This is a genomic window from Congregibacter variabilis (assembly GCF_045689235.1).
Taxonomy (GTDB): Bacteria; Pseudomonadota; Gammaproteobacteria; order Pseudomonadales; family Halieaceae; genus Congregibacter; species Congregibacter variabilis.
In genome coordinates this window covers 1681264-1700004 of sequence record NZ_CP136864.1, presented here as the reverse complement: position 1 = coordinate 1700004, position 18741 = coordinate 1681264, and the positions used below count along the sequence as shown (strand labels likewise).

The following is an 18741-nucleotide window of genomic DNA, read 5'->3' as shown; positions in this document are numbered from 1 at the left end:
AGTAGCATGCTAAGCGATCGCGAGCTAGAACAGTACAGCCGGCAATTGATGTTGCCGGACTTTACGCTGGAATATCAGGAGCGCCTCCGAGCCTCCTGGGTGCTGGTAGTGGGCTGTGGTGGGCTCGGGAGTCCTTTGGCGATTTATCTTGCGGCGGCGGGTGTGGGTCGTCTGATTCTGGCCGATGGTGATACCGTCGAGCGTACCAACTTGCATCGACAGATATTGCATGGCGAAGCCGACATAGGCCGTTCCAAGGCAGCCTCGGCAGCGGCTCTCATCGGTGCCCACTATCCCGATTGCCGAGTGTCTCAATTTACAGAAAAACTGCAGGGCGAGGCTTTGAATCAGGCCGTGTCCAGCGTAAATCTGGTCGCCGATGGCACAGATAACTATCCCACACGGTTTGCTTTGAGCCGGGCCTGCATTCGGGCCCGCAAGCCCTTGGTCTCTGCAGCCGCCGCTCGCTCTGAGGGGCAGCTTGCGACTTTTGATGTCGCCAGCGGCGGCGCCTGCTATCGCTGCCTGTATCCACAGGAGGGCGCGAACACTGCTTTGTCCTGCCGCGATAACGGAGTGCTTGGCCCCGTGGTGGGCGTGCTCGGTACGCTACAGGCGCTGGAGGTTATTAAAATGCTGACCGGTTGGGGCGATTCCCTGCGGTCACGGATGTTGATGATGGATCTGCGCAGCTACGAGCAAAGTATTGTGAGTATCGCCCGGCGCCCCGATTGCCCCGACTGCAAAGAAAGCGTCTAAGAACGTTCTCGCACTTGCGCGACCGGTAATATTTACGGGAACGCGATCCAATACCCGCGGTCAGAACTTTGAGACACGAGATTAGCCGACCTTAAAGAAAGCGAAAGAGGGTGAAGAAGTGGGTGCAGTGAATTCATTGGTTCAGGGCTTTAGCCGATTTCAGGAAGCGCTGTTTGGGCGCTTGGCCTATCTGGACGGACTTGCGCCGCTCGCTCTGCGTTTGTATCTGGTTCCCGTGTTCTGGATGGCCGGCACACAAAAGATTGCGGGCATAGAAAACACCATCGAATGGTTTGGGAATGCCGAGTACGGACTTGGCTTGCCGTTTCCAGCGCTGCTGGCTTACCTGGCAGCGTATACAGAGGCGATCGGCGCATTGTTGCTGCTACTGGGTCTGGCTACTCGGTGGATTTCCATTCCCTTAATCATAACCATGCTCGTTGCGATCTTTGCCGTGCATTGGGACAGTGGCTGGGCGGCTATCGCCGATTCCAGCGCGCCGGAGGTTGCCCAGCGCTTGGGTGCCGCCCGGGATTTGCTGCGAGAGCACGGAAACTATAGCTGGCTGACAGAGAAGGGTAGCTTTGTGATTCTCAATAACGGCATTGAGTTTGCCGTGACCTATATGATTATGCTCCTGTCATTGCTATTCACCGGGGGCGGCCGGTATGTCAGCGTCGACTACTACCTTGGACGTTTGATTAATCGCTGATCACTTTTTCGTCAAAAATGCTAGACTTCGCGCCTTAAATTTAAGGCAGATGTCCCTTTGACCACTCCTAACTCTCCTTCGACTAGCTCGAAAAAGGCCCGCTCGCCCAAAAACGGTCGAGCAAAATCCGATATCGCTGGTTCCGCCTGGACCGTCGACGAGTTCGACGTAGCGCCCGAAGAAGGCAAAACCCGATTCCATGATCTGGATTTGCACCCGACCCTGATGCACGGTATTGCAGAGATCGGCTTTGAGTACTGCTCGCCAATCCAGGCGCAGGTGTTACCGCATACGCTGCAAGGCCATGACGCCATCGGTAAGGCGCAGACGGGTACCGGCAAGACGGCCGCGTTTTTGATCACCATTTTTGATGACCTACTCAAAAACCCTCACGAGGGCGAGCGCTTTTTAGGTGAGCCCCGGGCGCTGGTCATCGCGCCCACCCGGGAGTTGGTTATGCAGATCGCGGCAGACGCGGCAGATTTGGGTAAACACACGGGTCTAAATACCTGCACTCTCATCGGTGGTATGGATTATCAGAAGCAGTTGAATCAACTGGGCCGCGAAGTAGTGGATCTGGTCGTTGCGACCCCGGGCAGGCTCATCGACTTTACCGGGCGTCGCGATTTGGTGCTCGACCAGGTTGAAGTGCTGGTATTGGATGAAGCAGATCGTATGCTCGATATGGGCTTTATTCCTCAGGTGAAGCGCATCGTGCGCCAGACTCCACACAAAGATTACCGCCAGACGCTGCTGTTCTCGGCGACCTTTACCCAGGACATTATCAACCTGTCTCAGCAGTGGACTACTGATGCCGTCACCGTTGAAATTGAGCCAGACCATGTGGCCACAGACTCGGTAGATCAGCGCATTTATCTTGCCAGTAGTGAAGAGCGCTTCCGTATTCTGGTGAACCTGTTGCGCAGTGATGATGCCACGTCCGTGATTGTCTTTGCTAACCGACGGGATCAGGTTCGCCGTTTGTATGAGCGGCTGCGCAAAGCCAGCATCACCTGCGGTATGTTGAGTGGCGAGATTGCTCAGGCCAAGCGCACCAAGACTCTCGATCAGTTCAAGAAGGGCGAGATTTCAGTGCTGGTAGCCACCGATGTGGCGGGCCGTGGCATCCACGTTGATGGGGTGAGTCACGTGGTGAACTACAACCTTCCCGAAGATCCCGAGGACTATGTACACCGTATCGGCCGTACTGGGCGTGCCGGGGCCAGTGGCACGTCTATCAGCTTTGCCAGTGAGGACGATGCCTTCTTGCTGCCGGATCTGGAGGCTCTGCTGGGAACTCCTGTTCGCTGTGAGCATCCGCCTGAGGAACTGCTGTCTCGTTGAGTCTTCGTATTGTGGAGTGGGTGGCTTTGTCGATCGGCCTAAGCTGAAAGTTATTGGGATTCGCTGGGCCTGTCATGGAGGACGCTTTTTGGCGATCCGCGCAAGCCTTATCGGTCCGCCGCGACAGGAAGCGATGACTAGCACTGGGCAACACGCCTAACGAAGTTCCTCAACATACAAGATCGTCGCACCTACCACGGCAGCGGGAACCACAAAGAAGTTCACGAACGGTACGCTAGCCAATGCTGCCACCATGCCGCCGAAGCCAAGGCTGGACAGGCGCCTGTCTGCTACGGCAATGCGCACGTCCTTGAAGCTCGCCTGATGATTGTCCATGGGATAATCCACAAACTGCAGGCTCATCATCCAGGCGCCCAGCAGTAGCCACAGCAGCGGGGCGACGGCATTTATCGCCGGAATAAAACTGATGATTAGCACCATGAGTGCCATGGGGATGTAGTACACCAACTTGGCGATCTCTCGAAAGATACCCCTCGGTACGCTCAGCAATGCGGCGCCCAGGCCCTCGAGGCCCTGAACCGGCTGACCGGTGATGAGTTCTTCGGCTTTCTCCGCCAATAGAGCATTGAATGGCGATGCGATCAGCAGAGCAACGGCCGTAAAAAGATAACCCGTCACCAGAGCCACGGTAAGACCTATGATGGGCCAGAGAATCCATTCTAAGAAAGACAGCCACTCGGGGAGCCAGGCAAGCCAGCTGTCTACCCAGGGTATAAAATTACTGAGTCCCCAGCTGATCAGGGAGCTAAAAATCAACACATTGATGATCAAAGGCACGATCACGAAGGGTCGCAGCCGAGGGTGACTGAGCATTTTGCCGCCCCGAATGAGGCAGCCCGCACCGTATAAAGGATCGCCTTCCAATTTTCTTCCTGATCTGTGAGGGTGGTAACTTGCGTAGTTTACCGCGAGCACAATGGCAATGCCGAGCTGACGAAGATTATCGCGTTAGACCGAGCCAGCGATGCGACGAGATCAAGCTTTTGCGCTGACAAACAGTGCGCGCGACGACTAGGAGGCGCCCATGATCAACAGTGATGACGACTTCCAGAGCCAGATGGGTGACGTGACGCCTATCAAAACCGAGGCGCGGGTTCGCTTAAAGCGAGAGCTTGCGGATAAAACCGCAGCTCAGATTCGTCGGGAGGCGGCAGTCACCGAGCGCGGCCGCGACAGTAATCCGCTAGCAGACGAAGGGGTAACACCGCTGGATCCGTGGTTTGTGCTGGAGTTCAAGCGTCCGGGGATTCAAAACGGTGTGTACCGCAAGCTTAAAAAGGGAAGTTATGCAGCCGAGGCAAGGCTGGATATGCACCGCATGAACGTGCAGCGGGGGCGCCAGGAAATCTACGGTTTTATTAACGAGTGCCATGCGCTGGGTTTGCGCAGCGTACTCATCGTGCATGGCAAGGGCGAGCGAAGCCCTAATAGCGAGGCGGTGGGAATACTCAAAGGCTACGTCGATCACTGGCTGAGAGAGCTGCCGCCGGTGCAGGCATTCCACAGTGCGCCGCCCAATCTTGGCGGCACCGGAGCCGTTTTGGTGTTACTCGCCAAGAGTGAAGAGAAGAAACGCGAGAACCGGGAGCGCTTTATGCGCGGTCGTGTGCCCTACGAGCAAGGTTCTTCCTAAGAGGCGATACTAGCTAGCGCCGTGGGCCTTGAGCGTTTCGGCGTAGGATGTGCCATAGCGATGTTCGCTCAGTTCCTCGAGCAAGGTTCTACCCTCGCGTCCAGTGGCGTTGATGTCTCGTCCAGCCGCGCAAAATAGAGGGATAAAGCGCGCGAAGTCGCTGTCTCGCATACTCTGATAAGCGCGAAGCAGCAGCTGGTGGTCGGCGTTCTCCCCGTCACCGGGGCGCGGCTCTAAAAAGCTCGCGACACGCTCATCGTCCCACTGCTCATCAAGTACTTTGGCTTTGTCTTTGCGCATGCCTGATATCCGCTAGTTGTCGTCGGCGTCCAGGCGCGCGACGAGTAAGTCGTTGACCATCTTTGGGTTAGCCTGTCCTTTGGAAGCCTTCATGATCTGTCCCACAAAGAAGCCACTGAGCTTTTTGCGTTTGGCAGGATCGGCGGCGCGATACTGTGCCACCTGGTCGGGGTTGTCGGCCACGACCTGATCGACCATGCCCTCCAGGGCGCCACTGTCAGAGACCTGTTTGAAGCCCCGGGCCTCGATGATGGCATCTGCGTCGCCTTCTCCTTGCCACATGGCTTCGAACACCTGTTTGGCAATCTTCCCAGAGATGGTTTGATCTTTGACGCGTGCAATCAGTCCTGCGAGTTGCTCGGCTTGCACGGGGCAGTCCTTGATATCCATGTCTTCTGCGTTCAGTGCCGCTAACAGCTCGCCCTGAATCCAGTTCGCCGCAAGCTTTGCGTCGCCGCTCGCGTTTGCTGTGGCCTCAAAGTAATCCGCTACCGCACGTTCGTCGGTAAGAACTCCGGCATCGTACTCAGAAAGGCCATAAGCTTCTTCGAAGCGCGCCCGTCGCGCCCGGGGGAGCTCCGGCAATGTGCTTGCTATGTCGGCGATATCGGCATCGCTCAGGATCACCGGTAGGAGGTCTGGCTCGGGAAAGTAGCGATAGTCGTTGGCGACTTCTTTGCTGCGCATGGAGCGGGTCTCATCGCGGTCAGCATCATAAAGACGGGTTTCCTGCACGATGCTGCCGCCGTCATCCAAAATGTCTTCCTGACGAACGCGTTCGCAGTGGATGGCTTTTTCCACAAATCGGAAGGAATTGACGTTTTTAATTTCGGTGCGCGTACCAAGGGTGTCGCTGCCTTGGGGGCGCAGTGACAGATTCACATCACAGCGCATGGAGCCCTCGGCCATGTTGCCGTCGGAGATTCCCAGGTAGGTCACCAGACTGTGCAGTGCCTTGAGAAAGGCAACGGCCTGCTGTGCACTGCGAAAATCCGGCTCCGTGACGATTTCTAATAAAGGCGTGCCCGCTCGATTCAAATCGATGCCGGTCATGCCATGGAAGTCTTCGTGCAGGGACTTTCCTGCATCTTCCTCAAGGTGCGCGCGGGTAATACCCACTTCACTGTGGGTGCCATCGGCCAGATTAAAAGCAAAACGGCCCACACCGACGATAGGCTCGGCAAACTGGCTGATCTGGTAACCCTTTGGCAGGTCCGGGTAGAAATAGTTCTTGCGATCGAAGACCGAGCGTTTGCCAATCTGTGCATCGATTGCCAGACCAAACATCACCGCGTAGCGAACCGCCTGCACGTTGAGTACCGGAAGCATGCCGGGCATCGCCAGATCTACCGCATTGGCCTGGGTGTTGGGTTCTGCACCAAAGGTGGTAGCGCTGCCCGAAAATATCTTGGAGCGCGTCGCAAGCTGCAGATGCACCTCCAGGCCGATGACCATTTCGCGGCTCATGCGGGTAGCTCCAACTCGGGCGTCTGACGATGCCAGTCGCTGCGCTGTTGAAACTGGTGCGCCGCGGCGAGGAGTCGCGCCTCGTCAAAATGCTGTCCTATGAGTTGCAGTCCCACGGGTAAGCCATCGCTGAAGCCTGCGGGCAGGCTCATGGCGGGGAGTCCCGCAAGGTTCACGGATAAGGTGTAAATATCCTCGAGGTACATGGCTGTGGGATCGCTGGTCTTTGAGCCCAGCTCAAAGGCAACGCCGGGAGTCGTGGGGCCGGCAATCACATCCACAGACTCAAAGGCCGAGGCAAAATCGCCCGCGATCAGTCGCCGCACCTGCTGAGCTTTTTTGTAATAGGCATCGTAATAGCCGGAGGAGAGCGCGTAGGTGCCCACGAGGATTCGCCGCTGTACCTCGCCGCCAAAACCCTCTTCGCGACTTCTGGTGTAGAGGTCTTCGAGATCCTTGGGGCTGTTACAGCGGTGGCCATAGCGCACGCCGTCATAACGCGAAAGATTGGTGGAGGCCTCCGCCGGCGCAATGACGTAGTACGCAGGTATAGATAGCGCAGTGCGCGGCAGGGATATCTCCTGCAGTGTCGCACCCATAGCCTCGTATTCTGTTAATGCGTCCTCAATGATCCTGGCAACGCTGCTGTCTAATCCCTCACCAAAGTATTCTTTGGGGATGCCAATGCGCAGTCCTTCCAGTGATTGCTGCAGCTGAGCGCGATAGTTCTCTGGAGGGCGGTTGATGGATGTTGAATCCCTCACGTCATGCCCTGCCATGGCTTCCAGCAAAAGCGCGCAGTCTTCGGCGCTGCGTGCCATGGGGCCACCCTGATCGAGGCTTGACGCGTAGGCAATCATGCCCAGCCGCGAGACCAGTCCGTAGGTGGGTTTAAGGCCGGTAATGCCGCAAAAAGCGGCTGGCTGGCGGATGGATCCACCGGTGTCTGTGCCTGTGGCAGCGGCCACCAGCCCTGCTGCAACCGCAGCGGCAGAGCCGCCCGAAGAGCCGCCGGGCACCCGCTTGCGGTCCCAGGGGTTCTTGCAGGGCCCATAGAAGCTGTTTTCATTGGAGGAGCCCATGGCGAACTCGTCCATATTGGTCTTGCCGATGAGGACCGCGCCCGCGCTGCGCAAGCGCTCAACCACCGTGGCATCGTAGGGCGGTATAAAGTCATCCAGCATCCGCGAGCCACAGCTTGTGCGAAGGTTCCGGGTACAGAAAATATCTTTATGAGCGATGGGAATGCCCGTCAAAGGCCCCGCATCGCCGCTTGCGATACGAGCGTCAGCGGTTTTTGCATCCTGCAGGGCCGCTTCGCGATCTATGCTGATAAAACTGTTCAGTTCGCTATCGAGCGCATCGATGCGCGCAAGCGCCGATTCGGTGAGGGCAAAGCTGCTGGTTTCCCCGCTGGCGAGGGCCTTGGCGAGCTCCGCAAGACTACGAGGGTCTATTTCAAGACGCATTTCTAGTCCACTACCCTGGGTACGAGGTAAAGTCCGTCCTCGGTTAAAGGCGCCACGGCTTGAAGCGCCTCGCGCTGGTTACTCTCTGTTACGAGGTCGTCGCGCAGAGGCTGGCTCGCATCCAGCGGGTTCGCCATGGGCTCTACACCGTCATTGGGGGCGGCCTGGAGCTGCTCAAAGAGGTCTAAAATCGTGTTGAAACTGCGGGTCATTGCGGGAAGTTCGTTATCTTCCACACGCAGACGTGCAAGTTGCGCGATTTCTCTAATGGTGTCGCCGGATACGGACATTGTTTTAACTGGCGTGGATGCTTGGAAAGCGCCGCACCATACAACATTTGTTTCTTGCCCAACACCCCCGTGGTTGATAACCTTGCGCGGCGTATGAACGCTGGGTTGAGACCTCAAAAACAGATAAATCTGGGTTTGCTAATGCAATTGAGTAAATCAGTGCTGCGACAGTTTCTCCGGCGTTCACTTTCACCTTCACTTTTACCTACATTCGGGTAACAGAATTTCATGCTAAAAAAATTGCGTGGCATGTTCTCAAACGATCTCTCCATCGATCTTGGAACAGCCAACACCCTGATTTACGTGCGCGGTCAGGGCATCGTGCTCGATGAGCCCTCCGTGGTTGCCATCCGTATTCACAACGGACAAAAGACTATTGAGGCCGTGGGCACCGAGGCCAAACGTATGCTGGGGCGAACCCCGGGCAATATTACGGCCATTCGTCCCCTCAAGGACGGCGTGATCGCGGACTTCCAGGTCACCGAGAAGATGCTCCAGCACTTTATTGCCAAGGTGCATGAGACACGTTTTATTCGTCCAAGCCCTCGGGTTCTGGTGTGTGTGCCTTGCAAATCTACGCAGGTGGAGCGCCGCGCTATTCGTGAATCGGCTCTCTCTGCCGGCGCGCGGGAAGTACGACTCATTGAAGAGCCCATGGCCGCTGCCATCGGCGCAGGCCTTGAAGTAGATGAAGCATCAGGCTGCATGGTCGTTGATGTCGGTGGCGGAACAACCGAGATCGCAATTATTTCTTTGAACGGGGTGGTGTACTCCGATTCTATCCGTCTTGGCGGTGACCGCTTTGACGAAGCTATCGTAGCCTACGTGCGCCGACGCTATGGAACCCTCATTGGCGATTCCACCGCAGAAAAGATCAAGCAGGAGGTCGGTTGTGCGTTTGCTGGTAGCGAGTTGCGCGAGATCGACGTGCGCGGCAGAAACCTCGCCGAAGGCGTGCCTCGCAGCTTTACGCTTAATAGCGATGAAATTCTTGAGTCCCTGCAAGATCCGCTGTCGTCTATCGTCCAGTCCGTGAAATCCGCTCTTGAGCAGTCACCTCCGGAGTTGGCGGCTGACATCGCAGAAAGCGGTATTGTGCTCACCGGTGGTGGTGCTCTGCTACGGGACTTGGACCGTCTTATCGCTTCGGAGACCGGTTTACCGGTTGTTGTTGCCGAAGATCCGCTCACTTGTGTGGCTCGCGGTGGTGGTATGGCCATGGAACGAATGGACCGCCATACGATAGACTTACTCTCTACAGAATAACCGCGGGCGGCATGCGCAATGCCCGCTTTGGGTGCTGCCAATCAAGCCGCTGTTCATACAGGAATCAAACCTCGGTCTTAGGCTTGTTCTAGGACTAGTGCTCGTGGGCGCGTTGCTCTTGGCGGATTTGCGCTACAGCGGCCTTGCAACGGTACGTTCTGCTATCGATACCGCACTGACGCCGATATATCTGATTGCGGATATTCCCTCGGCTATCGGCGACTGGCAGGACAATACCATTCGATCCAGGCAGCGATTGTTAGAAGATAATGATCGATTGCGCCGAGAGAATCTGGTGCTTCAGGGCCGTTCTCAGCAACTGTCCTCACTACAGGCAGATAACGCCCGCCTTCGGACCCTCCTTAATTCCACAGCTTTGCTTCGCGATGATGTGCTGGTGAGTGAAATCATCGGGGTTTCTCCCGACCCGGTCCGCCATCAACTCGTGCTCGATAAGGGTGCCGAAGCAGATGTGTATCTGGGACAGCCATTAATCGATGCGCAGGGATTGATGGGGCAGGTGGTGGAGGTCGGCATGACGAGCTCTCGGGTACTGCTGGTGACGGACCCCACGCATTCTGTACCTGTGCAGGTTAATCGCAACGGCGTGCGGGCGGTTGCCGAAGGGATGGGTACGCTTGATCAATTGGCAGTGCACCATGTGACAGCCACCACTGATATTCAGACCGGCGATCTGCTGGTCACCTCCGGTCTCGGTGGCCGGTTCCCCATTGGCTATCCAGTGGCTACCGTATCCGCTGTGGAGCGCAACCCCGGTGAGGCGTTTGCGCGAATCATTGCAACACCTACCGCCGCCCTGGATCGTGCGCGGCACGTTCTGCTGGTCTTTAGTCGATTGCCGGATGTTGAGCCAGAGCTTGCTCCCGGGGACGAGCCGGGTGAGTGAGCGGCTTAATGGCTACTGGATTATTGTGGCGTCCTTATTGGTCGCAGCGGTGCTTGCGGTTCTTCCACTGACCGAATCTTTGATTTGGTGGCGTCCCGAATGGATTCTGCTGGTTTTACTGTACTGGACTATAGCCTTACCCCATCGAGTAGGCCTGGTCACTGCGTTGGCGGTGGGTTTGCTTGTCGACGTTATGGAAGGAGCCGTGCTGGGGCAGAACATGCTGTGTTTGGCAGTGGCCGTCACCCTCGCAGGTTTGATGTACCAGCGCCTGCGCGTGTTCTCCTTGCTGCAACAAGCCTCGGTGGTTTTTGTGCTCGCGGGACTGCATCAGCTCTTAACCCAGTGGTTACAAAGTTTGCAGGGGGGCGGGGTATCAGGGTTTGCTTTTCTCTTTCCCGCCCTGAGCACGGCTTTATTGTGGCCGCTGCTCATGCCGGTGTTACGCGGCCTGCGTCGTAGTTACAAGGTCAATTGATGGAGTCGAATTTACCAGCATTAGTTCTGGGGTCGGCAAGTCCCCGACGCGCGGACTTGCTGGCGCAGTTGGGCTTGAAGTTTCAGGTGACCGCCGCCGATATAGACGAGACGCCACAGCTTGATGAGGCTCCTCGGAGTTACGTTCAACGCATGGCTGAAGAAAAAGCAGACGCCTTGGCCGACCTTGGCTCGAGCTTATTGCTGACCGCCGACACCACGGTTGTGCTGGATGAAGTAAGCCTGGGTAAGCCCCAGGACGCAGCGCAGGCGCGGCAAATGCTCGAGCGGCTGAGCGACAGAAGCCACGAAGTTTATACCGCGGTCTGTGCCCGCCAAGGCTTGTGCAGCGAGACAGTGCTCGTGCGTACGCTTGTTGAGTTCGCGCCGCTCACACCGGCATTGATTGATGCCTATCTGTCGACTGATGAGCCCTGGGATAAGGCTGGCGCCTATGCGATCCAGGGGCTGGCGGGTAGCTTTGTTCGTCGTATTGATGGCAGCGTCAGCAATGTCATAGGCTTGCCGCTCGTTGAGACGCGAGAGCTGCTTGCCGATTTTGGTCTGGTAGCGGGTTTGCGAGGCGGCCGGGCGTGAACGAGGAAATTCTCGTCAACGTTACGCCCATGGAAGCGCGAGTGGCTGTGATCGAGAATGGCGCTGCACAGGATATTTACATTGAGCGTCAATCCAGTCGCGGCAGCGTTGGCAATATCTACGCGGGGCGCGTGCTACGAGTCATGCCTGGCATGCAGGCGGCGTTTGTGGATTTTGGTGGCGAGCGCAGTGGTTTTATTCATCTCACAGACGTTCTGGGCGTTGGCTCTGCCACCGACGAGCGCATTGCGGATCACCTGCGCGAAGGGCAGCTCATAACCGTTCAGGTCGCCAAAGACCCGATCAGTAAGAAGGGCGCTCGTCTTACCAGTCAGTTGTCGGTTTCCACGCGTTATCTGGTCTATATGCCTCACAGTGATCACGTTGGAGTGTCCCAGCGCATTGATGATGTTGATGAGCGGGCGCGATTGCAGCAAGTGCTGGCTGAAGCGCTGGACAGCGAATCCATGGATGGCGGCGGGTACATATTGCGCACCGCGGCAGAAGGGGCGGGCGAGAGCGAAATTCGTGCTGACCTGCGGTTCCTCCAACGACTGTGGGCCGTAGTGTCGCGACGTGCAGCGACAGCTCAAAACCCGGAGTTACTCTACGAAGACCTGCCACTGCAACTTCGCACGGTGCGTGATCTTGCGCGTCCGGGCATGCAGCGAATCTTGGTGGATAGCCATGAAAGCTATACGGTGCTAAATGAGTTCTGCCTCAAATACATGCCAGAGCTGGCCGGTCTTGTAGAACTTTATGAGGGAGAGCGTCCGATTCTTGATCTTTACAGTGTAGAAGAAGATATTCAGCGCGCGCTTGCCCGCGTGGTGTCCCTCAAGAGCGGTGGGCATCTGGTGATCGATCAGACCGAGGCGATGACCACCATCGATGTGAACACAGGTTCCTTTGTTGGGCGTCGCAATCAGGATGAAACTCTGTTTAAGACCAATCTTGAAGCGGCCACCGTTCTTGCGCGGCAGCTTCGCCTGCGAAATCTCGGCGGGATTGTGATTGTTGATTTTATTGATATGCGCGACGCTGAACATCGCCGTCAGGTGCATCGGGCGCTGGAAAAAGCCATGGCTAGCGATCCAGCCAAAAACAAGATCACGGGTGTTTCGGAATTGGGTCTGGTGGAGATGACCCGCAAGCGCAGCCGCGAAAGTCTGGAACGTACCCTCTGTGAAGATTGTCCAAGCTGTGATGGACGGGGCGTACTCAAGACAGCGGAGACAGTATGCTACGAGATACTCCGGGAAATTATGCGAGATGCCAGGGCCTACGAAACCGGAGGTTTGATGGTGTTGGCTTCGCAAACGGTGGTTGACCGATTGTTGGACGAAGAGTCGGCTAACGTGGGAGATCTAGAGTCTTTTATTGGTCGCAGCATTAGTTTTCGTGCTGAGCCGGACTATACGCAGGAGCAGTTTGATATTGTTTTGCTCTAACGCGAGCATTAGCGGGGGTCGTCGAGCATGAACGATCACAGCTCAGAAGAAAGCCTATCGCTACGGGGTCTGCATGCGCTGGCGCCCTGGGCCTGGCGCCTTCTTGTGGTGCTGGTGGTGCTCCTGGCCGTCTACGTCGCAGCAGGTCGTTATCTGATGACCCAGATGCCCGCGCTTCGGGACCCGGTGCTTGAGCAGATTAATCGTAAGCTGCCTTTTAGCGTTAGCGTTGACAGCTTATCCGGAGGCTGGGATGCCTTTAGCCCCGAGCTCAGCTTCAGCGGTTTAAAGATTACTCAGACCGACGAGCAGTCGCCGCCGATTGCCATTGGAAGAGGCTCTTTTCGCTTGGATGTGCCTGCCAGCATCCTGGCCGGAAGTCTGCAATTGTCACGAATGACTGTAGCGGGGCTTGCACTGGATGCCCGGCTGAGTGAAGAGGGCGCTATTGAGATTGTGGGCTTTACGGCAGGTGGTGGCGCAGATCTCAAAGCCTGGCTTGAGGATTTTCTGCCCAATGTTGAGCGCGTGGCCTTGTCGGAGAACGCACTTCGTTTCGAGACCCCCGGCGGCAGTATAAATCTGGCGGTAGATTTGCTGTTGGAGCGCGAGGGCAACGACCGTCGGCTGCACGGTATGGTCACAGGTGAGAGTATCGCGCTGGAGGTCAACGCCGAGGGTGTGGGCAATCCCCTCAAGCCCCTTTCCTGGACCGGCGACGTTTTTGTAGACGCCAAGAGCAGCGATCTTGCTGCGCTGAGTAATTTATGGAGCTCTCTGGATTTGCCGTTTCGTCTTGCAGGGTCCGCCAGCGCACAGTTCTGGCTTGCTCGCGCGGCGGGTGATTCCACAGCGACAATGCGTTGGGATAGTGCGGCTCTGCAGTTGGATGAGCCCACAGGAGCCTGGTCTCTTCCATTAGATGCTTTGTCCTTCGAAGCTGCGCTGGAACAACGGGCTCGTCATTGGAGTCTGCTTACCGAGGACTTTCATATTGAACGCGCCGGGCAGGCTCTGGACCTTCATCGCGCGCAGTTTGATTGGTGGGGGCAGGCCCTGCGTATTCGTGCCAGTGACCTGGGGTTATCGGCTTTGCCCACCTTGCTTGCTGCGGCGCCAGGACTGCCTCAGGGTCTGCGCGATGTGTTGCCCTCCCTGGCACCAGCCGGAACACTCAGCGTGCTGGAGCTGCGTCTGGATGACCTCTCCGACCCGGCCAATAGTTGGCAATTGCGCAGCGCCATTGATGATGTGAGCGTCAGCAGTTGGCGAAACACGCCTGCGTTGACCGGGGTTACCGGCTATCTTGAATTGGCGCCGGGTTCTGGCCATTTAAAGCTCGATGCCCAGGATTTCAGCATGCACTATCCCTCGGTATACAGGGAGCCCCTGCGCTATGCAGATGCCCTGGGCGACGTCTATCTGAGTTGGGACAGCGCCGGATTGAGAATTGATAGTGGTCTTATGCGCCTGATTGGTGACGAAGGGAAGGCCAGTGGCTTGTTTGCGGTTGATGTTCCCTTTAGCGAGCGTGTGACGGGTGTGGAGCTGGAGTTGCTCATTGGGCTTCGGGATTCCGAGGTTCAGAAGCGTGCGAAATATCTACCTTTTACGCTGCCTGGTCCGCTTTTGGGATGGCTGGATCGCAGCATCGTTGAGGGCAAGGTCGACCGTGCCGGATTTATTTGGAGAGGGAGCACGCGCCGCGGCAATTTTCCGCACATGACGGTGCAACTCTTTCTCGATACAAGCGAAGCTACCCTCAGCTACGACCCTGCCTGGCCAATACTCACGGATGTTAACGCCACGATATGGGTGGATGATAAACGTACCTGGGGCCGGGCGCCCACCGCTCGCAGCGAAGGCGCTCAACTGACAGACCTGATGGTCCGGGTCTTGCCTCGGGCGCCTGGCGTCTTGCTGGATGTTGCAGGACACATCGATGGTCCTGCGAGCGCTGCGCAGGTGCTGCTCAGCGATTCGCCGCTTCGAGATATCACCAATAGTGTTTTTGCCGACTGGCGTTTTGGCGGATCCCTGGAAGGTGACCTTGCTCTGACCCTGCCCATTGGTGGCGAAGCCTCCGGGCCCGATGTGGATTTGAGCTTGCAGCTTACAGAGGCCTCTGCAGAGATAGCGCAGTTGAGTCTTGGGGTGGACAAAATCCGGGGACAATTGCGGTACCGAACGCGAGAAGGCTTTGCCGGCAGTGGATTGCAGGGTGAAACTCTCGGAGGCCATGTGGCCTTGGGTGCGCTTGCCGAAACTGAGGGCGGCGATCAGGGTATGGACCTTTCTCTTGACGGCGAGCTGGAGACCTCGGCTATCGCCTCCTGGTTGTCTCAGCCCCTGTTGGGTTTCGCCACGGGTACCACGGCTTTTTCTGGTCAACTGATGCTCAGTGACAAAAGCGACCCACGGTTTCACCTGAGCTCAGACTTGTTGGGAGTGATCTTCGATGTGCCAAGACCCTTTGCAAAAACTCCCGAACAGCCTTTTAGTTTTGACCTGAATATTCCTCTGGTAGCAGACCCTGTGATGGATATTGAGCTGGGGGAACGTTTGAGCATGCAGCTGGTTCTTGCAGGAAATTCCCTTGCCAAACTGGCCGCAAGCGTCGGTGGCGCGGCAGTGGATCTGGGTAGCTGTGAACAGCGTCTTTGTCTTGCCGGAACGCTGTCTTCTTTAGATATTACGCAGTGGAGCGACTTTTACCGTCGCTATGGGGCTCAGGCCAGCGATACTCTGTCTGTGCAAAGCACCGCCTTTGACGCGGCTCAATCAATGTCTTCGCTGCCTGCTTTGGAGAATGTCGAGCCTGAAGCCGGCATGAGTTATCAGATTGATTCTCTGGATGTCGGGCAGTTGAGCTTGGCCACCCGGGACTTCGGACGTGCGCGAGTGGACCTTTGGGGAGTGGAGAACTTGTGGCAGGGTGCTATTGAGTCCGCATCGGTCCAGGGGAGTCTGACTCGCAAAAATGGCGAACTGCATTTATTACTTGAGCATCTTGATATTGGAGGCCTTGGTGGTGGAGAGCCGGTCACTTTAGATCAGGTTCGAGCTACGCTACCGAGTATGCGCGTCGATGTTCTGGAGCTGCGCAGTGGAGAGCGAACGCTCGGTGGCGTTGGTTTCGATATGGACACCGCTCAAACCGATGGCGCTCTGTATGCGACGGGTATTGAGGGAAGCCTTTGGGGGATGCAGCTCGATGCGCCTCAGCCGGGCATGTTGCGATGGTTTAAAGATGGCGACAGCGAAGTAACGGCGCTGGAGATTGACGGTGCCTACTCAGATTTCGGTGAGGTCATGAGCGCCGCGGGATTTGCACCTACGCTGGAGTCTGAGTCCGGTTCCATGTCCCTGCGGCTGCACTGGCCCGGCCCGCCCACAGCTTTTTCTGTATTGGAAACGGATGGATCTATTTTACTGGCGGCGCGTAACGGACGGCTGCTGGAGTCCGGTCCGGGGGCGCTGTCGATGATTAGCTTTCTTAACTTTGCAGAAATTCTGCGCGGCCTTAGTCTGAGCCACATGTTTGAGTCAGGAATCCCCTTCGTGACGGCGAGCACGGAGCTGTATCTGCAAAAGGGTATTCTTGAAGTGGCTGACTTGCAGATCGATGGTGCAGCCAGTGCCTTTGCTTTTACCGGGCTGAGCGATTTGGCACTGGGGAATATCAATGGCGAGCTGCTGGTGACCCTGCCAGTCGCCAACAATTTGCCCTGGGTGGCAGCTCTGGCCGCAGGCCCGGCGGTTGCAGCTGGGGTATTCGTCGTAAGCAAGGTTTTTGAAAAGCAGGTAAACCGTATGTCTTCTGCGGTCTACGAAGTGTCTGGCCCCATGGAAACACCTACGGTGAAATTCCGCCGTCTTTTTGACGACAAGCTCACGCCTCGGCCTGAAGTTCCCGAAGGTAGCGAAACAGACGCCGGCTAGCGGCAGGGGGCTTCTCTGCAGCGGCCTCTCGCTGCGCCTCACGAATAAGCTGCCGAAGTTGTTGTCGATCAGCGCCGGGATGTTGATTGATTACCTTTCCCAATGCAGCATCGCCATCGCGGATCAGCTTGTCTCGGAGTTCCTCCAACTGCTGAAAGCGCTGAGTATCGTTCGTCCGCGACTGGTATAGCGCATCCAGTGCCTGCTGCAGTGGCTCCGGATCGATGCGTCGCATGAGCTTGCCGATGTACTGACGGTGCCGGCGCATGGCGCTGTTTTGCTTGATGCGCGAACTTTCTTCTATGGCCGCAAGCAGGTCCTCGTCATCGATGGGTATTTTGCCAAGCTCGCGAGGGCTCAGAGCACAAAGCGCTTCTCCCAGCTCCTGCAGTGCCGTCATTTCTCTCTTTCGAGCCGACTTACTGGGGCCTTCATCGAATTCCATGTCCGGATCGTCGCTCTTGGCGCGTTTTCCTCTAATTGGTTTAGGCATAGAACACCGTTGCGAGTCCCAAAAATGACATAAAGCCCACAACATCGGTGACGGTGGTCAGTACAACACCCCCAGCGAGAGCAGGATCGATCTTCATGCGTTGCAGCGCGAGAGGCAGCACCGCGCCAGTGACGCCTGCAGTTATCAGATTGATGACGATCGCCAGAGCGATCACCAGCCCCAGAATGTTGTCGTCAAACCACAGCGAGGCCGCTACCGCCACCACCAGCGCCCAAAGCACACCGTTCATTGCTGCAGAGGCCAGCTCGCGACTCACCAGCCACCGGGCATTACTGCGGTTGATCTGGCCTACGGCTAGCGCGCGCACAAGCACCGTGAGGGTTTGCGTGCCCGCGATGCCGCCCATAGACGCAACGATGGGCATCAGTACCGCCAGTGCCACCACTTGCTCGATGGTGCCCTGAAATAGATTGATTACCGAGGAGGCTATAAACGCGGTGAGGAGATTAATCCCCAGCCAAAGGGCACGACGCTTGGCCGTTCTGACCGCAGGGGCGAAGGTGTCGTCGTCTTCGCCCAGACCCGCCATGGACATCAGTGAGTGGTCGCCGTCCTCCCGAATAACATCGACCACGTCGTCAATGGTGATTCGACCGACAACATATCCCTCGTCATCTACAACGGGGGAGGATACCCAGTCATTGCGCTCAAACAGGCGAGCAACTTCACTGTCTGGCATATCGGTATGAATGGGCTTGCGCATGGTAAGCATCAGTTCGCGCACGGAGCTGCCGGGATCTGACACAAGTAGTGTTCGAATGGGCAGTAGGCCCACATAGTGATCGTCGCGGCTCACGACGATCAAGGTGTCGGTCATTTCAGGAATTTCTTCGTGACGCCTGAGAAAACGCAGTACAACGTCGAGGGTCACGTCGGCACGGATGGTAATCGTGTCGGTGTTCATGAGGCCACCGGCGGTGTCCTCGTCGTAGACCATTACCCGCTCGAGACGGGATCGATCCTGTTCGTCCATTTCATCCAGCACTTGCTGGGTGAAGGATTCCGGTAACTGCTGGAGTATGTCGGCGACATCATCATCGTCCAACTCCTCGGTAATCTGGGCGACTTGATCCGGGCCCATGGTCTGGAGGAAGTCGAGCTTGAGTTCCTCGCCTAGCTCATTGAGTACCTCGGCTTCCTGAGAGCCTTCGAGAAGTTGCCACAGCACGTGCCGATAGCGCGGCGGGGAGGACTCGAGGATATGTGCGACTTCCCCGGGCTCCATCACTCGAATAAGGCGACGAACATCCAGAAGAGTTCCGCTCGCCAGCGCGCGAGAGACGCTATCGCGAGAGCGTTTCTGGTCTTCCTGAAGCGTGTTCATTGGCCTTCACCAAAGAAGTCCTTGACCAGCTCGTGAATCGCCAGGCTTGCTTCGCCCTCATCGACGCCCTCTACCCGCAGGCCAAGGCTGCTGCCTTTGCCTGCGGCGAGCATCATTACTGACATGATGCTTTTGCCGTCCACCCAGTTTCCATCTTTGGAAACCTGAACTTTGCTTCCAAAACGACTTGCACAGCTGACAAACTTGGATGCAGCGCGCGCATGCAAACCGAGTTCGTTGATGATGATGAGTTCGCTTTCAATCATGG

18 protein-coding genes are annotated in these 18741 nt (G+C 56.8%); 10 read left to right on the top strand and 8 right to left on the bottom strand.

Annotated features, from left to right (window positions below):
* The first annotated feature begins 6 nt into the window (after positions 1–6).
* From R0135_RS07535 to rhlB, 3 genes are all read left to right on the top strand, one after another.
* Positions 7–759 (top strand): HesA/MoeB/ThiF family protein, encoded by a 753-nt coding sequence (locus R0135_RS07535; RefSeq protein WP_407349640.1) that lies wholly within the window; start codon positions 7–9, stop codon positions 757–759.
* 127 nt (positions 760–886) lie between these two features.
* Positions 887–1471 (top strand): DoxX family protein, encoded by a 585-nt coding sequence (locus tag R0135_RS07530; RefSeq protein ID WP_407349639.1) that lies wholly within the window; start codon positions 887–889, stop codon positions 1469–1471.
* 57 nt (positions 1472–1528) lie between these two features.
* Positions 1529–2815: an ATP-dependent RNA helicase RhlB gene (gene rhlB / locus R0135_RS07525; RefSeq protein WP_407349638.1), complete on the top strand. Its 1287-nt coding sequence runs from the start codon at positions 1529–1531 to the stop codon at positions 2813–2815.
* A gap of 156 nt (positions 2816–2971) precedes the next feature.
* On the opposite strand, the gene cysZ is transcribed toward rhlB, so the two are convergent.
* Complete coding sequence (cysZ, locus tag R0135_RS07520; RefSeq protein ID WP_407349637.1) at positions 2972–3700, bottom strand: sulfate transporter CysZ; 729 nt, start codon at positions 3698–3700, stop codon at positions 2972–2974.
* 160 nt (positions 3701–3860) lie between these two features.
* Here cysZ and smrA point away from each other — a divergent pair, with 160 nt between their 5' ends.
* Positions 3861–4469, top strand: a complete 609-nt coding sequence (gene smrA, locus R0135_RS07515) for a DNA endonuclease SmrA (protein ID WP_407349636.1) — start codon at positions 3861–3863, stop codon at positions 4467–4469.
* Positions 4470–4478: 9 nt separating this feature from the next.
* Here smrA and R0135_RS07510 read toward each other — a convergent pair whose 3' ends face one another.
* The 4 genes from R0135_RS07510 to gatC are packed head-to-tail and all read right to left on the bottom strand — an operon-like array spanning position 4479 to position 7995.
* A complete protein-coding gene (locus tag R0135_RS07510; RefSeq protein ID WP_407349635.1) occupies positions 4479–4769 on the bottom strand; it encodes a PA4642 family protein in 291 nt (96 codons plus the stop codon).
* A gap of 12 nt (positions 4770–4781) precedes the next feature.
* Complete coding sequence (gene gatB / locus R0135_RS07505) at positions 4782–6236, bottom strand: Asp-tRNA(Asn)/Glu-tRNA(Gln) amidotransferase subunit GatB (RefSeq protein WP_407349634.1); 1455 nt, start codon at positions 6234–6236, stop codon at positions 4782–4784.
* Positions 6233–7705: an Asp-tRNA(Asn)/Glu-tRNA(Gln) amidotransferase subunit GatA gene (gene gatA, locus R0135_RS07500; protein ID WP_407349633.1), complete on the bottom strand. Its 1473-nt coding sequence runs from the start codon at positions 7703–7705 to the stop codon at positions 6233–6235. The genes gatB and gatA overlap by 4 nt, the downstream gene beginning before the upstream one ends.
* 2 nt (positions 7706–7707) lie before the next feature.
* Positions 7708–7995 carry an Asp-tRNA(Asn)/Glu-tRNA(Gln) amidotransferase subunit GatC gene (gene gatC / locus R0135_RS07495; RefSeq protein ID WP_407349632.1) on the bottom strand — a complete coding sequence of 96 codons (288 nt, stop codon included), beginning with the start codon at positions 7993–7995 and terminating at the stop codon, positions 7708–7710.
* Positions 7996–8223: 228 nt separating this feature from the next.
* Between gatC and R0135_RS07490 the strand changes: the two genes are divergently transcribed.
* The 6 genes from R0135_RS07490 to R0135_RS07465 all read left to right on the top strand — a co-directional run bounded on the left by R0135_RS07490 (position 8224) and on the right by R0135_RS07465 (position 16635).
* Complete coding sequence (locus R0135_RS07490) at positions 8224–9261, top strand: rod shape-determining protein (protein ID WP_407349631.1); 1038 nt, start codon at positions 8224–8226, stop codon at positions 9259–9261.
* A gap of 103 nt (positions 9262–9364) precedes the next feature.
* The gene (mreC, locus tag R0135_RS07485) at positions 9365–10168 is read left to right on the top strand and encodes a rod shape-determining protein MreC (RefSeq protein WP_407349630.1); all 804 of its coding nucleotides are present in this window, start codon (positions 9365–9367) and stop codon (positions 10166–10168) included.
* Positions 10161–10646, top strand: a complete 486-nt coding sequence (gene mreD, locus R0135_RS07480; RefSeq protein WP_407349629.1) for a rod shape-determining protein MreD — start codon at positions 10161–10163, stop codon at positions 10644–10646. Before mreC ends, mreD begins: the two co-directional genes overlap by 8 nt.
* Positions 10646–11242, top strand: coding sequence for a Maf family protein (locus R0135_RS07475; protein WP_407349628.1), 597 nt, complete (start codon positions 10646–10648; stop codon positions 11240–11242). Before mreD ends, R0135_RS07475 begins: the two co-directional genes overlap by 1 nt.
* Positions 11239–12693 (top strand): ribonuclease G, encoded by a 1455-nt coding sequence (gene rng / locus R0135_RS07470; protein WP_407349627.1) that lies wholly within the window; start codon positions 11239–11241, stop codon positions 12691–12693. Before R0135_RS07475 ends, rng begins: the two co-directional genes overlap by 4 nt.
* A 27-nt stretch (positions 12694–12720) precedes the next feature.
* Entirely contained in the window at positions 12721–16635 is a 3915-nt protein-coding gene (locus R0135_RS07465) for a YhdP family protein (RefSeq protein ID WP_407349626.1), read from the top strand.
* On the opposite strand, the gene yjgA is transcribed toward R0135_RS07465, so the two are convergent.
* From yjgA to R0135_RS07450, 3 genes are read right to left on the bottom strand one after another with little or no spacing between them, the layout of a single operon-like run.
* Positions 16586–17128, bottom strand: a complete 543-nt coding sequence (gene yjgA / locus R0135_RS07460) for a ribosome biogenesis factor YjgA (protein WP_407349625.1) — start codon at positions 17126–17128, stop codon at positions 16586–16588. The genes R0135_RS07465 and yjgA overlap by 50 nt on opposite strands.
* Positions 17121–18473 carry a magnesium transporter gene (gene mgtE, locus R0135_RS07455; RefSeq protein WP_407349624.1) on the bottom strand — a complete coding sequence of 451 codons (1353 nt, stop codon included), beginning with the start codon at positions 18471–18473 and terminating at the stop codon, positions 17121–17123. Before mgtE ends, yjgA begins: the two co-directional genes overlap by 8 nt.
* Positions 18470–18739, bottom strand: a complete 270-nt coding sequence (locus R0135_RS07450) for an HPr family phosphocarrier protein (protein WP_407349623.1) — start codon at positions 18737–18739, stop codon at positions 18470–18472. The genes mgtE and R0135_RS07450 overlap by 4 nt, the downstream gene beginning before the upstream one ends.
* Positions 18740–18741: the final 2 nt, after the last annotated feature.

Excerpts from the sequence above, each read along its gene's own strand:
- R0135_RS07535 (WP_407349640.1), top strand. The coding sequence starts at position 7 with ATGCTAAGCGATCGCGAGCTAGAACAGTACAGCCGGCAATTGATGTTG.
- smrA (WP_407349636.1), top strand. The coding sequence starts at position 3,861 with ATGATCAACAGTGATGACGACTTCCAGAGCCAGATGGGTGACGTGACG.
- R0135_RS07510 (WP_407349635.1), bottom strand. The coding sequence starts at position 4,769 with ATGCGCAAAGACAAAGCCAAAGTACTTGATGAGCAGTGGGACGATGAG.
- gatB (WP_407349634.1), bottom strand. The coding sequence starts at position 6,236 with ATGAGCCGCGAAATGGTCATCGGCCTGGAGGTGCATCTGCAGCTTGCG.
- gatA (WP_407349633.1), bottom strand. The coding sequence starts at position 7,705 with ATGCGTCTTGAAATAGACCCTCGTAGTCTTGCGGAGCTCGCCAAGGCC.
- gatC (WP_407349632.1), bottom strand. The coding sequence starts at position 7,995 with ATGTCCGTATCCGGCGACACCATTAGAGAAATCGCGCAACTTGCACGT.
- R0135_RS07490 (WP_407349631.1), top strand. The coding sequence starts at position 8,224 with ATGCTAAAAAAATTGCGTGGCATGTTCTCAAACGATCTCTCCATCGAT.
- R0135_RS07475 (WP_407349628.1), top strand. The coding sequence starts at position 10,646 with ATGGAGTCGAATTTACCAGCATTAGTTCTGGGGTCGGCAAGTCCCCGA.
- R0135_RS07465 (WP_407349626.1), top strand. The coding sequence starts at position 12,721 with ATGAACGATCACAGCTCAGAAGAAAGCCTATCGCTACGGGGTCTGCAT.
- yjgA (WP_407349625.1), bottom strand. The coding sequence starts at position 17,128 with ATGCCTAAACCAATTAGAGGAAAACGCGCCAAGAGCGACGATCCGGAC.
- mgtE (WP_407349624.1), bottom strand. The coding sequence starts at position 18,473 with ATGAACACGCTTCAGGAAGACCAGAAACGCTCTCGCGATAGCGTCTCT.
- R0135_RS07450 (WP_407349623.1), bottom strand. The coding sequence starts at position 18,739 with ATGATTGAAAGCGAACTCATCATCATCAACGAACTCGGTTTGCATGCG.